Origin of the sequence: Bradyrhizobium cenepequi, assembly GCF_020329485.1 — a bacterium.
In the GTDB taxonomy this organism is placed as follows: domain Bacteria; phylum Pseudomonadota; class Alphaproteobacteria; order Rhizobiales; family Xanthobacteraceae; genus Bradyrhizobium; species Bradyrhizobium cenepequi.
In genome coordinates this window covers 93,197-107,075 of sequence record NZ_JAGKJI010000016.1, presented here as the reverse complement: position 1 = coordinate 107,075, position 13,879 = coordinate 93,197, and the positions used below count along the sequence as shown (strand labels likewise).

General features: G+C 63.3%; 12 protein-coding genes. 4 read left to right on the top strand and 8 right to left on the bottom strand.

What is annotated here, in order from left to right; translation table 11 throughout:
• Nucleotides 1–129: 129 nt before the first annotated feature.
• Nucleotides 130–1,440 carry an MFS transporter gene (locus J6497_RS18695; protein WP_225705753.1) on the bottom strand — a complete coding sequence of 437 codons (1,311 nt, stop codon included), beginning with the start codon at nucleotides 1,438–1,440 and terminating at the stop codon, nucleotides 130–132.
• Nucleotides 1,441–1,583: 143 nt separating this feature from the next.
• Nucleotides 1,584–2,483: a transcriptional regulator GcvA gene (locus J6497_RS18690; RefSeq protein WP_225705752.1), complete on the bottom strand. Its 900-nt coding sequence runs from the start codon at nucleotides 2,481–2,483 to the stop codon at nucleotides 1,584–1,586.
• A gap of 118 nt (nucleotides 2,484–2,601) precedes the next feature.
• On the opposite strand from J6497_RS18690, the gene J6497_RS18685 reads away from it, so the two are divergent.
• Complete coding sequence (locus J6497_RS18685; RefSeq protein WP_225705751.1) at nucleotides 2,602–2,817, top strand: DUF1127 domain-containing protein; 216 nt, start codon at nucleotides 2,602–2,604, stop codon at nucleotides 2,815–2,817.
• 67 nt (nucleotides 2,818–2,884) lie between these two features.
• Nucleotides 2,885–3,505: a GNAT family N-acetyltransferase gene (locus tag J6497_RS18680; protein WP_225705750.1), complete on the top strand. Its 621-nt coding sequence runs from the start codon at nucleotides 2,885–2,887 to the stop codon at nucleotides 3,503–3,505.
• 218 nt (nucleotides 3,506–3,723) lie between these two features.
• Here J6497_RS18680 and J6497_RS18675 read toward each other — a convergent pair whose 3' ends face one another.
• Nucleotides 3,724–4,425 (bottom strand): SDR family NAD(P)-dependent oxidoreductase, encoded by a 702-nt coding sequence (locus J6497_RS18675; protein ID WP_225705749.1) that lies wholly within the window; start codon nucleotides 4,423–4,425, stop codon nucleotides 3,724–3,726.
• A gap of 150 nt (nucleotides 4,426–4,575) precedes the next feature.
• On the opposite strand from J6497_RS18675, the gene J6497_RS18670 reads away from it, so the two are divergent.
• The gene (locus J6497_RS18670) at nucleotides 4,576–6,357 is read left to right on the top strand and encodes an acyl-CoA dehydrogenase family protein (protein ID WP_225705748.1); all 1,782 of its coding nucleotides are present in this window, start codon (nucleotides 4,576–4,578) and stop codon (nucleotides 6,355–6,357) included.
• Nucleotides 6,358–6,559: 202 nt separating this feature from the next.
• Nucleotides 6,560–7,648, top strand: a complete 1,089-nt coding sequence (locus tag J6497_RS18665) for a Zn-dependent alcohol dehydrogenase (protein ID WP_225705747.1) — start codon at nucleotides 6,560–6,562, stop codon at nucleotides 7,646–7,648.
• 111 nt (nucleotides 7,649–7,759) lie between these two features.
• On the opposite strand, the gene J6497_RS18660 is transcribed toward J6497_RS18665, so the two are convergent.
• The 5 genes from J6497_RS18660 to J6497_RS18640 form a co-directional block, all read right to left on the bottom strand.
• Nucleotides 7,760–8,113: a nuclear transport factor 2 family protein gene (locus J6497_RS18660; protein WP_225705746.1), complete on the bottom strand. Its 354-nt coding sequence runs from the start codon at nucleotides 8,111–8,113 to the stop codon at nucleotides 7,760–7,762.
• Between the two features lie 121 nt (nucleotides 8,114–8,234).
• The gene (locus tag J6497_RS18655) at nucleotides 8,235–9,707 is read right to left on the bottom strand and encodes an amidase (protein ID WP_225705745.1); all 1,473 of its coding nucleotides are present in this window, start codon (nucleotides 9,705–9,707) and stop codon (nucleotides 8,235–8,237) included.
• A 121-nt stretch (nucleotides 9,708–9,828) separates the two neighbouring features.
• Complete coding sequence (gene mbfA / locus J6497_RS18650; protein ID WP_225705744.1) at nucleotides 9,829–10,800, bottom strand: iron exporter MbfA; 972 nt, start codon at nucleotides 10,798–10,800, stop codon at nucleotides 9,829–9,831.
• A gap of 30 nt (nucleotides 10,801–10,830) precedes the next feature.
• Entirely contained in the window at nucleotides 10,831–12,018 is a 1,188-nt protein-coding gene (locus J6497_RS18645) for an alpha/beta hydrolase (protein WP_225705743.1), read from the bottom strand.
• A gap of 174 nt (nucleotides 12,019–12,192) precedes the next feature.
• Nucleotides 12,193–13,734, bottom strand: coding sequence for an acyl-CoA synthetase (locus tag J6497_RS18640; RefSeq protein WP_225705742.1), 1,542 nt, complete (start codon nucleotides 13,732–13,734; stop codon nucleotides 12,193–12,195).
• Nucleotides 13,735–13,879 lie beyond the last annotated feature (145 nt).

Genomic DNA, 13,879 nt, shown 5'->3' with positions numbered 1-13,879 from the left:
TGTCATTCCGGGGCGCGCGCAGCGCGAGCCCGGAATCCATTTCACCGCTTGCACTCGCGGCCCGATGGATTCCGGGTTCGATGCTTCGCATCGCCCCGGAATGACGACAGTGGCCAGAGGCTGGCAGCGTCAGGCGGCGACCGCTTCGCGCGCCTCGATGGTCTGGCCGCCGCGATAGACCGTCACGGTCGCGATGATGCCGAGCGTTGCTGCGAACATCAGCCAGAAGCCCGGCGAGGCCTTGTCGCCGGTGTGGTCGATCAGCCAGGTCGAGGCGAAGGGCGTGAACGTGCCGAACAGCGCTGCCGCCAAGGCAAAAGCCAGCGAGAAGCAGGTGGTGCGCACATGCGCCGGCACGATCTCGACCAGGCAGCCGAGCATGGTGCCGCTGTAGACCCCGAAATAGAACGAGAACATCATCTCGACCGCCAGCATCTTGCTGAAGCTCGGCGCGGCAACCAGCCAGTGCAGCGCAGGATAGGCCGTGATGAAGGAAAGCCCGGCGATCGTCAGCAGCACCGGCTTGCGGCCGAGCCGATCGGAGACCGCGCCGCCGACCGGGTTCCAGATGAAGTTGGTCACCGCTACCAATAGCGTGACCAGCAGAGCGTCGTGCGTCGACAATTTTAGCACGTTCTTGCCGAAGGTCGGCGTGTAGACGGTGACGAAGTAGAAGGTCGTTGTGGTCAGGATCGCGATCATCATGCCGAGGATCACAATGCGCCAATTCGCGACCGCGGACGCGAATATTTCGGACGCAGTCGGATGCCGTTTCATGGCGAGGAACGCCGGCGTCTCTTCCAGCGTCCGCCGCAGCACGAAGAGGAAGGGGATGATCAGGCAGCCGATGAAGAACGGGATGCGCCAGCCCCAGGCGGACACCGTTGCCGGCGAGATCATCTCGCTCAGGACATAGCCAATGATCGCGGCGACGAAGATCGCGACCTGCTGGCTTGCCGACTGGAACGAGGTGTAGAAGCCGCGGTTGCCAGGTGTCGCGATCTCCGACAGATACACCGAGACGCCGCCGAGCTCGACGCCGGCGGAAAACCCCTGCAGCAACCGGCCGAGCAGCACGATGACGGGCGCGGCAATCCCGATCGTCGAATAGCTCGGGCAGATCGCGATCACCACGGTGCCCATCGCCATGATCGCCAGCGTGACGATCAAGCCCTTGCGGCGTCCGATGCGGTCGACATAGGCCCCCAGCACGATCGCGCCGACCGGGCGCATCAAGGCGCCCAGCCAGAACACACCGAAGGTGTTGAGCAGCGAGGCCGTCTCGTTGTCGGAAGGGAAGAACGCCTTGCCGATCGCGCTCGCATAGAAGCCGAATAGGAAGAAATCGAACTGCTCGAGAAAATTTCCGCTGGTCGCGCGCAGGATGGCGCCGATGCGCGATCTGATCTGCGGTATCTCTGCGGTGGTCGTCGGCGCCATGCGCGTTGTCTCCCCGTTGCGCGTGCTGCGGCGCGTCGCCGCAGGAGATGGTTTAGATCTGCGGCAATTTGGCACAGCAGAACGGCGCGACCAACCCGCAAAACGCGTCGGTCACCCGGAAATCTTCAGGTTTTGTCGGGTCTTCAGGTCTTGGTTTGGGTTGAGGCCACCACCCACTGGCGGAATGCCGCGAGCTTCGGCGGATCGCTCCTGGACTGCGGCGAGACCAGGTAGAAGCCGGCGTCGGCGGGGAGGGTGATCTTGAAGGGAACCACCAGCCGCCCCTTGGCGATGTCGTCCTGGACATAGGATGTCCGGCCCATGGCGACGCCGATGCCGTCGAGCGCGGCCTGGACGGTCATGAAGATCAGGTCGAAGGTGATGCCCGGCTGCTTGGAGAAGTCGGTCGGCAGCCCGGCCGCCGTCAGCCACAGGCGCCAGTCGTCGCTGTTGGCGTTGCTGGTGTGCAAGAGCACGTGGTCGCGGAGGTCTTCAGGGCACCGCAGCGGCTTCTCGCCTTTGAGCAAGGACGGGCTGCAGACCGGAAACAGCTCGTCCGCCATCAGCCAGTCGGCCCGCAATCCCTGCCATTGGCCGCGGCCGTAGCGGATCGCGGCGTCGACATTGTCGCGCTGGAAATCGACCAGGCTGGTCGAGGTGGTGATGCGCACGTCAATGCCGGGATGCGCTTCCTGGAACGTGGAAAGCCGCGGCAGCAGCCATTTTGCGGCGAGCGAGGCGAGCGTCGACACGGTCAGCACATGGTCGTCCTCGCGCCGCAGCAGACGGTCGGTCGCAAGCTTCAAATCGTTGAAGGCGGCGCGGACGCCGGGGAGATATTCGGCCGCCTTTGGCGTCAACGTCAATGCCCGGTTCTGCCGCACGAACAGCCGGACGCCGAGCTCCTGCTCCAGCCGCTTGATCTGATGGCTGATCGCGGTCTGCGTCACGTTCAGTTCGACAGCGGCCTGGGTGAAGCTCAGGTGCCGCGCCGCGGCCTCGAAGGCCCGCAAACCATTCAACGATGGCAGCCTGGCAGTCATCCCCCGGACCTGTCCTGATTCATGATTTTATCTCATGTAAAACGGTACAAAGTGTCGTTTGTGCAAAGCGGAAATGATGCAGATATTCCGCGTAGCAGATTAGCCATAGGAGTTGAGCGTGTCCACATGCACTCATGAATCGATGATAAATCATCATGGACGTGGCGTGTTCGCACAGGCGCTGGCCCAATTGAGTGAGACCCTCCACGTCTGGCGCCAGCGCTATCGGACCCGCCGCGAGCTTGCGCAGTGGTCCGAGCGCGACCTCCACGACATCGGCAAGTCCTGGAGCGACATCGCCTTTGAGGCCGAAAAACCCTTCTGGCGGGCATGAGGTGACGCCGACGCCGGCGTCGCCTCTGTCGAGGGATGTCGGCCTATTTTCTTCCGGAGAGCGTGTCATGACCACCCTGCGTCTCGACGACCTCAAGCAATATTCCGACGTGCTGCGTTCGCGCAGTGGCGAGGAAATCACCGTGCGCTTCATCGAGCCGCGCGATGCGGACGAGTTGCAGAACTATTTTCGCTCGCTCTCGACCCGCTCCCGCTACAACCGCTTCTTTGGCGCCGTCAGCGAATTGCCGAAGAACGTGCTGGAGAATTTCGTCCATGTCGGCGAGCACGAGCATTTCAGCGTGGTCGTCACCGTGATGCTCGACGGCTTGGAGGTCATCGTCGGCGAAGCCCGCTATGCCTTCCATGCGGAGGATGCCAGCATCGAGTTCGGCGTCTCGATCGATGACCGCTGGCAGGGTCAAGGCATCGGCCGCGCGCTGTTGAAGAATCTCGAATGCCGCGCCGCGGCGCTCGGCGCCGAGCGGCTGTTCGGCGATACTTTGCGTTCCAACGACGCCATGATCGCGCTGGCGAAGAAGGTCGGCTACGCCTTCACCAACAGCCCCGGCGATTGGAAGTTGGTGCGCTTTCAGAAACACATCGCTATCGAACCGCAGGATATCCCATGCGCTAGCTGGCGGCTCGCTGCCGCTCGCAAGGCCGCTTTCTCCTCGCTTGCGGTTTGATCACTGGCCCGGTTCTGGCCGCCCCAGAACCGGGCTTTTTTCTACTACACGTCTCCGATGCGATCAGGGTGAGGTGTCTCCACAGGCGAGCTCCGCCCCCTCTCCCGCTTGCGGGAGAGGGTTGGGGCGAGGGTGTTTCCGCGATGGGATTTTTCGTGGGGAGAGAGCCCCCGGCGCTTCGCGCCGACCTCCCCCGCAAGCCGGAGAGGTGAAGAACGCTAAAACTTCTCCACCCAGGGGCGGAGCTCCACTTCCCAGCTCCAGGCGCTGTGCGGCTGCTGCAGCACGTTCCAGTAACTGAGAGCAATCGCGTCGGGGTCGAGCAGCGAATCCGGTCGGTCTTCCGGATCAAGGCGCGTCCTGCTGCGGATGCCGCCGTCGATGACGAAATGCGCGATATGGATGCCTTGCGGCGACAATTCGCGCGCCATGCTCTGCGCCAAGCCACGCAACGCGAACTTGCCCATCGCAAACGACGACGATTGCGCATACCCCTTGACGCTGGCCGACGCGCCCGTGAACAGGATCGCGCCATGCTTGTTCGGCAGCATGCGTTTTGCTGCCTGCTGCGCCACCAGGAAGCCGCCGAAGGCTGAGACCGCGATCGCGTTGGCGACATCGGCCGGCACGAGGTCGACCAGCGCGCCGCGGGCCCGTGCGCTGGCGTTATAGACCACGAGGTCGGGCGTGCCGATCTCGCGTTCGACCATGCCGAACAGACGTTCGACCTCGTCCGCATCGGTTGCGTTGCAGGCAAAGGCCCGCGCGCCGGTCTCGGTGCAGAGCGCGCCGAGTTTTTCGATTTGCCGCGCGGCGAGCGTCACGCGAATTCCTTCGCGCGAAAATAGCCGCGCCAGCGAAGCGCTCAGGCCTTCGCCGACGCCGACGATCAGGGCGATCTTGTATTTTGGGGTTTCCATGAGCTTTCCTTGAGCTGCCGGAGAAGATTTTGCTTTGGCAGGAGCTTGCGGCGAAATGGGCTCTCTCGCCGCAACCGTATGGGGCGACATCCCGGCATTCGATGTGCGATAGTCTCATCCAACAGATGAGGAAACGAAGCAGAGAATTCAATGCAGCCGCTGAAACATGCTTCTCACGCTGATATTGCCAACCAGCCGGGCCTGCTTGCGCCCGATACCTCAGGCATGAATTTCTATCAGGCCGATCCGGCGCTTCAGGACCTGCTGCGGCTGCATCTGCCGGATGCGCTGTTTCGCCATGTCGAGCCGCATCTCGATCGGCTGGGGGCGCTCGCCGGCGGCACCCTCGACGAATGCGCGCGGCTTGCCGACCGGCATGTGCCGGTGCTGCACCAGCGCGACAAGTTCGGCCGCGACGTGCAGTGGATCGAATATCATCCGGCCTATCGCGAATTGGAGAGGGCCGCGTTCGGCGAGTTCGGCATCCACGCGATGTCGATCCGCAAGGGCATTTTGGGCTGGCCGGACAAGTATCCGGTGGTGGCAAAACACGCCTTCACCTTCTTGTTCAACCAAACCGAATTCGGCATGGGCTGTCCGATCAACGTCACCGACGGCTGCGCCAAGCTGCTAGCGAATTTCGGCAGCGAGGCATTGAAGGCAAGATATCTCGATGGCCTGACCCAGACCGACATGGAAAAGCTGACGCAAGGCGGCCAGTTCATGACCGAGAAGGAAGGCGGCTCGGATGTCGGCACGCTGACCACATCAGCGGTGCAGGAGGGCGACCACTGGCGGCTCTATGGCGAGAAATGGTTCTGCTCGAATGCGGACGCCAAGGTCGTGATGCTGCTGGCGCGGCCGGAAGGCGCGGGCTCCGGCACGCGTGGTGTCGGCCTGTTCCTGATGCCGCGCTTCCTCGATGACGGCTCGCAGAACCACTATCGGATTGTGCGGTTGAAGGACAAGCTCGGCACGCGCTCGATGGCCTCCGGCGAGATCAGGCTTGAAGGCGCGATTGCGTATGCGGTCGGCAAGCTCGATCGCGGCTTTGTGCAGATGGCCGAGATGGTCAACTCGTCGCGGCTGTCCAACGGCGTCAAGTCGACCGCGCTGATGCGCCGGGCATATCATGATGCGATGACGGTGGCGAAGGGCCGCGTCGTGTTCGGCAGCCGCATCATCGATCTGCCTTTGGCGCGTCGGCAATTGATGAAGATCATGCTTGCGACCGAGCAGGCGCTGTCGATGAGTTTCTTGACTGCGGATGCGCTCGACCGCGCCGAGGCCGGCAGCCAGGATGCGGCGGCGCTGCTGCGGATCCTGACCCCGACCTTGAAATTCCGTGCCACCCGCGATGCGCGAAAGGTCTGTGGCGATGCGATGGAGATGCGTGGCGGCATCGGTTACATCGAGGAATTCGTCACTGCGCGGCTCTTGCGCGACGCGCATCTCGGCTCGATCTGGGAGGGCACCGGCAACATCGTCGCGATCGACGCCTTGAAGCGCGCCGTCGGCCGCCATGGTGCGGACTCCGCACTGGCCGCCGATCTGCACGCGCGGCTCGACGATAGCGCCAATGTGCCGCAGACTTGGCGCAACCGCCTGCATGAACTCACCGACCGCGCCATCGGCTTTGCGCGCGATGTCGCCGGCCGCATGGACAATGAAGCGGAAGCTCGACGCGTCACCAGCTTGCTCTATCACGTCGCAAGCGCGGTGACGCTCGCGTGGGAGGGCGGACGTATTGATGAAATGCGAGGCGATGCCCGGCGGCTCTTGCTGTCGCGCCTGGTGATCGACCATCGCGTTGCCGCACATGATCCGTTCCGGTTGACGGAAAATACTGCATCGCGCGCCATCACCGATCACCTGCTCGGCGAGCGCGCCGTCGGCATGGCCGAGGTTGGCGAATTGCTTGTCGCGGCGTAGGCTGCCGCTTCACCTCTCCCGAAGGGAGAGGTCGGGAGCGCATCGAAGATGCGGTCCCGGGTGAGGGGTTCAGGTCTGTCGATAGAGCGGAACCCCTCACCCGGATCGCTGGCGCGCTCCGACCTCTCCCTTCGGGAGAGGTGAGGCGAGAGGGCGTCGCGACAAGATAGACGCAACGATAAACAACAGAGGGGAAACACCAATGAAGGCCGCCGTCCTGCATGAAGTCAACAAGCCGCTCGTGATCGAGGACGTCAGCCTGCCAAATCCCGGACCACGCGAAATCTTGATCCGCACCTCCGTCGCTGGCCTCTGTCATTCCGATCTCCACTTCATGGAGGGGCTCTACCCGCATCCGCTCCCCGCGGTGCTCGGGCATGAATCCGCCGGCATGGTGGAGAAAGTCGGCTCCGACGTGAATTATGTGAAGCCCGGCGATCACGTCGTGACCTGCCTCTCGGTGTTCTGCGGCACCTGCGACAACTGCACCACCGGACGCACCGTGCTCTGCACCGACACCACGGTGAAGATGCTGCCGGGCGCTTCCAACCGGATGCAGTGGAACAGGCCGGAGAAACTGAACCAGTTCCTCAATCTCTCGTCCTTTGCCGAGCAGATGCTGGTGCATGAAAATGCGATCGTGAAGATCCGCAAGGACATGCCGCTTGAGCTCGCCGCCCTGATCGGCTGCGGCGTCATTACCGGCTATGGCGCTGTCGTGAACACCGCGAGGGTGCAGGCTGGCGAGATGGTGGCGGTGATCGGCTGCGGCGGCGTCGGCATGGCGGCGATCAACGGCGCCGAGATCGCGGGTGCCGGCCGCATCATCGCGATCGACACCAATCCTGCGAAACTGCAGCTCGCAACCAAGCTGGGCGCGACCGACATCGTCGATCCCAGGAATGGCGACGTGGTGCAGCAGGTGCGCGAGCTCACTGGCGGCGGCGTGCATCACTCCTTCGAAGTGCTGGGCCGCAAGGAGACCGCTGAGCAGGCCTTCGGCATGCTCGCCCCAGGCGGCACCGCGACCATCGTCGGCATGATCCCGTTCGGCCAGAAGATCGAGCTGCACGGTTTCGATTTCCTGCGCGAGCGCCGTATCCAGGGCTCGTCGATGGGCTCCAACCATTTTCGCGTCGACATGCCGCGGCTGGTCGAGTTCTACATGCGCGGCAAATTGCACCTGGAAGACTGGATCTCAGCCAAGCTGAAACTATCCGAGATCAACGACGGCTTCGCCAACATGAAAGCCGGCAAGACGCTCCGCAGCGTGATCGTATTCGATAGCTGAGGCGCTCTCTGTCCGTCATGCCCGGGCTTGACCCGGGCATCCATCTTCACAAGAAAGAAGTCGTTGCTGGCGATGGATTGCCGGGTCAAGCCCGGCAATGACAGCTGCGCATCATCGCGTCACATGCGCTGATACCGCGAGCCACTTCCCGTTCTGCTTTGCCCAGCAGTCGGTGTATCGCCCATGCGCCTGCTGCCCGTCGGGCGTGGTGTAGCTGGTCGCCGCATGGATGATGGCGAAGTCGCCCAGGATGCGGATTTTCACGTCATGCGCCTGCAGGTTCCTGATCGCCACCGGCTTCGCGGTTTGCTCCAGGAAGGCGGTGCGGTCGACCAGCGATTTGTCGGGATTTGAGCAATAGAATTCCGGCGCCAGGATCTCATCGAAACGCCTGACGTCGGAATTCTGCACAGAGGCGACATAGTCGCGATTGAGCGCGGTGAGTTCGTCGATGTCGTTGGTCATTGATTCCCTCCCGTTGTGTCATTCCGGGGCGCGCGAAGCGCGAACCCGGAATCTCGAGGTTATATGCGGCACAAGATTTCGGGTTCAGCCCTGCCGGGCTGCCCCGGAATGACGAGATCGATCAATCATCAAACATTGTCGGCGGCACGAAGCCGCCGAACTCCCACTCGATCAACTCAGCCAGTTTCAGTGGCGTGCGATCCTCCAGCCATGGCCCAACGATCTGCACGCCGATCGGCAATCCGTCCGGCGCGAAGCCGGTCGGGATCGCCGTCGAGGGTAAGCCGGGCAGCGTTGCAATTCCAGGCCAGGCGAGCTGGTCCAGATAGACATACTCCTTGCCGTCGATCGCGATGCGGCGCTGCTCCTGTTCGGGCGAATGGTCGTGCGGATAGGCCGGCGTCGGCATCACCGGGCAGATCACGGCGTCGAAGGTCTTGAACAGCTCGCGCCATTGCGCGCGGAGCCGGGTGCGGCCGCTGTCGGCCATCACCCAGTCGCGATGGCTGAGTGCGATGCCGCGCAGCCGTTCGGCGGCGAGGCTGGTATCACTCTCCGGTAGCGCCGCAGCGGCCTGCTTAGCCCCCTCATAGAAGTCGGGCGCGAAGGAAGCGGCGAGGAACGACATCAATATCCGCATATAGAGCCGGGTCGATGCAGCGAAGTCCGGCAACAGCTTGCTTTGGCGCTCGACCTTGACGCCCGACCTGGCGAGGTTGGCGGCGAGCTTTTCGATCGAGCCGCGCACCACCGAATCCGTCGGCATCACCGGATCAGTATCGATCAGCAGCACGCGGAAATCCTTCAGCGCGGCATGGCGCGGCGCTGGCAGTTCGAGCCGGTAGGCCTTGCCGGCCTCAAGCGGATCGGGGCCGGCGATGGTATCGAGCAGCAAGGCAAGATCGGCCGCGCTGCGCGCCATCGGTCCGATCACCGAGAGATCGCGGTTGAACGGCAGCGGCGGCAAGGGAGGCGGCGTGTGACCGCGCGGCGGCGCCAGCGCGTAGGTCGGCTTGTGCGCGTAGATGCCGCAATGGAATGCTGGCACGCGCAAGGAGCCGCCGATATCGGAGCCGAGCGAGAGCGCGCCGTAGCCGGCGGCGAGCGCGGCCGACGATCCGCCGGACGAGCCGCCCGGCGTACGCCCGAGGTCGTAAGGATTATTGGTGGTGCCGTAGATATCGTTATAGCTCTGCCAGTCGCCGAGGCCGAGCGACACGTTGGTCTTGCCAAGGATCACCGCACCGCCATCCTTGACCCGCGCGATCGAGAGCGCGTCCTCGGTCGGCGTGAAATCCTTCTGTTCGGGAATGCCCCAGGTCGTCGGCAGGCCGGCGATGTTGTAGGATTCCTTCACCGTCATGGGGATGCCGAGCAACGGCTTTTGTTCGCCGCGGCCAAGTGCGGCGTCGGCGGCCCGCGCCGCGGCCAGCGCGCGATCGAAATCCCGCACGCAGATCGCGTTGATCTTCGCATCGTGACGCTCGATCCGGCCGATCGCATCCTGCGCCAGTTCGACCGCGGATACTTCTTTTGCGGCGAGCGCCGCCGATAACTCGACCGCGGTCTTGAAACTCCATTGCGATTTGGCCAACGCAGACTCCCGTTGTGACGACCGGTTCTCCGTGGATGATGCTTGCTTTGCCTGAGGCTCGCAAGCACTCATGCCTCGGGTAGCGCCGATGCAGCCTTGTTGCTTGATCGGGATTTTTGTCTTAGGCACCGCCGATCAGAATGCCGACGCCGAGCACGATTACGCCGCCGAGCACGATCTGGAACACCGCCTGCAGGAATGGCGTATCCATGTAGCGCGCGCGGATGAAGGCGATCGCCCACAATTCGAAGAACACGATAATGCTGGCAATTGCGGTCGCAATCCAGAATGCGTTCGGCCAGGAATCGGGAACGAGATAGGGTAGGGTGTGGCCGATGCCGCCGAGCGTCGTCATCAATCCGCAGGTGAGGCCGCGCAGCCAGGGCGAGCCGCGTCCGGTCAGCGAACCGTCATCGGAGAGCGCCTCGGCAAATCCCATGCTGATGCCGGCGCCGATCGAGGCGGCGAGGCCGACCAGGAAAGTCTGCCAGTTCTGGTGGGTGGCAAAGGCGGCGGCGAACAGCGGCGCCAATGTCGAGACCGAGCCATCCATTAGTCCGGCGAGCCCGGGCTGCACATATTGCAAGACGAACATCCGCCGCCGCGTCCGATCTTCCTCGGCGCGCACGTCGGGCTTCAGGATGTCGCCAGTGAGCTTGACCGCGAGATTTTCGTGATACCTTTCCGCCTCGGCGAGATCGCCGAGCAGGCGGCGCACGCCGACGTCTTCGGCCTGTTCGGCAGCCTTGGCATAGAAGCGCTCGGCCTCGAACTCCATCGTCTCGACTTCTCTCCGGATGGTGTCGAGCGGCAGGTTCTTGGTCAGCCAGATCGGGCGCCGGCGTAAGAATCCCTTCACGTCCTCGCGGCGGATCGGCGGCAGATGGGGGCCGAAACGCTGCTCATAGAGTTCGAGTAGCCGGTGCCGGTGGCCACGCTCCTCCTCGGCCATCTCCTCAAAGATCTTGGCAGTATCAGGATAGCGTCCAGCGAGATCCTCCGCGAAGGTCATGTAGATGCGGCTGTCCTCCTCCTCGGAGGAGATCGCGACCGCCAGCACTTCGCGCTCGGTCAGATCGGCAAAGTTCTTCACGGAGCCGCCTTCTCGTAGTTTAGAATAATTCTAAACTAGATAGGAGGCCTTGGCGACCGCGTCAATCACCTTCCCGCCGTGCGCGTTGCGCAGGAATGCGAGCAGGAGCCGGCTGACCTCCGCCGGCTGCTCTTGCTGCACCCAATGACCGGCGCCATCGATGAGATGACAGCCGATCATGTTGGTGCAGGCCTTCGACTGCATCGCCTCGAACACGCCGGGCCGCTGGTAAGTGCCCCAGTCCTGCCGGCCGGAGATGAAGCAGGAGGGCACGTCGATGCTGCAACCCGACCAGATCTGCAGCTCCGGAACGAAGGCGCCCGAAGTGCCGCAGCGGTACCATTGCAGCCCGCCCTGGAAGCCGGTGCGCTCGTACTCGGCGCTATAGAACGCAAGTTCGCGGTCCGGCAGCCATTGATTGGCGGCGATCTCCGCGGCCAACGGCATCTCCTTTGCGACCGTGGCGGCCATGCCCTCGGCGAGATCCATGATGTAATAGGTCGGCAGCTTCGCCAGTTCGCCCGCCGACCAGGACTTCAGCGGATAGGGCTTGTTGTCTTTCCAGTCCGCACTCTTGTGGTGGTAGTAGGCGTGCAGGAAATCATGCACGCCTTGCGGCGCGCCGTGCATGTCGGCATTGGCCTCGCGCGTCGAGTAGTACCATTGATAATGCTTGCGCGGCCGCGGCAGCGCAGCGAGTTCGCGATGCACCGGATCCTCTGCAGCCGGCTTCATCGGTGCATCCGCGGTGTTGAACGGCAGCGACGGCGGACCGCCGAATGGTGCGCTCATCATGGTGACTGCCCGGAACACATCCGGCCGGATCAGCGCGCACCATGCTGCGACGGAAGAGCCGAAATCGTGCCCGATCACGGCATCGACGTTTCTGTAGCCGAACGCAGACACCAGCCCCAGCGCATCGCGCACGAGATTGGGAAGACGGAACGAGGCGAGGTCGCCGTTGTAGCTCGGGTCCCAGCCGGTGGTGCGCCCATAGCCGCGCTGGTCCGGCGCAATCACGTGATATCCGGCCTCAGCCAGCGCCGGCATCACCTTGCGCCAGGAGAACGCCAGTTCGGGAAAGCCGTGCAGCAGCAGGAGACAGGGCCGACCTTCGGTTTCGAAGCCAGCCTCGAGCACATGCATGCGCAAGCCGTTGATGTCGTCGACGTAGCGGGAGCGGATGCCGGCGGGCAGCGGAATGTCGGGGAGAGTCATGGCGTTTCCACGTTGTTATTGCGCGCAACTGTAAAGACGTGGATGCCCGGGACAAGCCTGTGCATGATGGAAAAGCTTCGCCGTAAGGTGGGCAAAGCGAAGCGTGCCCACCTTTTTTTGCACCGAACGTGGATGGTGGGCACGCTTCGCTTTGCCCACCTTACAACTGCGCTCTCACACCTTCGCCGTCTTTGGCCAATAGCGGTCGCGCAGGTGGCGCTTCACCAGCTTGCCTGTCGGCGTGCGCGGCAGCTCGGCTTCGAAATCGATCGAGCGCGGGCATTTGATCGCAGACAGCCGCGACTTGCAGAAGGCGATCAGTTCGGCCTCGAGCTCCTTGCCGGCCTTCGCCATGTCGTGTGGCTGAACTACTGCCTTGACCTCTTCGCCCATCTCCTCGTTCGGCACGCCGAACACCGCGACATCGGAGACATCAGGATGCGTGATCAGCACATCCTCGGCCTCCTGCGGATAGATGTTCACGCCGCCGGAGATGATCATGTAGCTCTTGCGGTCAGTGAGATAGAGGAAGCCGTCCTTGTCGAGATAGCCGACATCGCCGAGCGTCGACCAACCCTTCGTGTTGTAGGCGCGTTTCGTCTTCTCCGGATCGTTGTGATACGTGAACGCGGGCGCATCGGCGAAATAGACCGTGCCGATCTCGCCCGGCGGCAGCTCCTCGTCGTTCTCGTCGAGGATCTTCACCTTGCCGACGACAGCGCGGCCGACTGTGCCGCGGTGCTCCAGCCATTGCTGCGAGGTCGACACCGTGACGCCATTGCCCTCCGAGCCCGCGTAATACTCGATCAGGATCGGCCCCCACCATTCGATCATCTGCGCCTTGACGTCGACCGGGCAGGGCGCGGCTGCATGGATCGCGCCCTTCAGCGAGGAGACGCCGTAGCGCGAGCGCACGTCGTCGGGCAGCTTCAGCATGCGCACGAACATGGTCGGTACCAGCTGCGACTGCGTCACCTTGTGCTTCTCGACGAGCTTCAGGAATTCCTCTGCGTCGAAGGATTCCATGATGATGGAGGTGCCGCCGAGCACGATCGCCATCATGTTGAAGCGCAAGGGAGCCGCGTGATAGAGCGGCGCCGGCGACAGATAGATGGTGTCCGCGTTCATGCCGCACATATCGGCGCACAGCACGCGCAGGAACGGGTTCGGCACGTCGATTGGGTTGCCTTCGAACTGTTTCTTGATGCCCTTGGGCCGGCCGGTGGTGCCGGAGGAATACAGCATGTCGTAGCCTGCGATCTCGTCCGCGATCGGCGTGGTCGGCTGTAAGATCGCTTCCTTGTCGAAGGAGCGGAAGCCCGGCAGCGGCTCGTCCATCATGAACCACAGTGGTTCGCCCGGCTCGCCCTTGACGAGGCCGGCCACCTGCTCGGCGCATTTCGGCGAGGTGATGAAGACCTTGGCGCCGCAATCCTTGATGATGTAGGCGATCTCGTCCTGCTTCAGGTAGCGGCTGATCGCGGTGTAATAGAGGCCTGCGCGCTGCGCCGCCCAGCAGATCTCCATGAAGGCGAGCCGGTTCTCCATCAGGAAGGCGATATGGTCGCCGGCCTTCAGTCCGAGCGAACGGAAGAGATGCGCGCCCTGGTTCGAGAGCTCGTCGAGCTCGCGATAGGTGATCGCCTTACCAGTGCCGGCCATCTGGTAGGCGATCTTTTCCGGATGCGTGCGCGCGTGAAGCGAGGGGTGGGTCACAGGCGTTTCCTTGGGGATTTTCTGTCGTCCCCGCGAACGAGGAGACCCATAACCACTGACCGTGGTCTTGAAATTGGGCTGGAGCCCCAGCCGGGCATAACCACGAACGCCTGTGGTTATGGGTCCCGGGGCAAGCCCGGGACGA

Bases quoted from the DNA above. Each gene is read 5' to 3' on its own strand.
- J6497_RS18675 (WP_225705749.1), bottom strand. From the start codon at position 4,425: ATGGAAACCCCAAAATACAAGATCGCCCTGATCGTCGGCGTCGGCGAA.
- J6497_RS18660 (WP_225705746.1), bottom strand. From the start codon at position 8,113: ATGACCAACGACATCGACGAACTCACCGCGCTCAATCGCGACTATGTC.
- J6497_RS18690 (WP_225705752.1), bottom strand. From the start codon at position 2,483: ATGACTGCCAGGCTGCCATCGTTGAATGGTTTGCGGGCCTTCGAGGCC.
- J6497_RS18680 (WP_225705750.1), top strand. From the start codon at position 2,885: ATGACCACCCTGCGTCTCGACGACCTCAAGCAATATTCCGACGTGCTG.
- J6497_RS18670 (WP_225705748.1), top strand. From the start codon at position 4,576: ATGCAGCCGCTGAAACATGCTTCTCACGCTGATATTGCCAACCAGCCG.
- J6497_RS18695 (WP_225705753.1), bottom strand. From the start codon at position 1,440: ATGGCGCCGACGACCACCGCAGAGATACCGCAGATCAGATCGCGCATC.
- J6497_RS18645 (WP_225705743.1), bottom strand. From the start codon at position 12,018: ATGACTCTCCCCGACATTCCGCTGCCCGCCGGCATCCGCTCCCGCTAC.
- J6497_RS18665 (WP_225705747.1), top strand. From the start codon at position 6,560: ATGAAGGCCGCCGTCCTGCATGAAGTCAACAAGCCGCTCGTGATCGAG.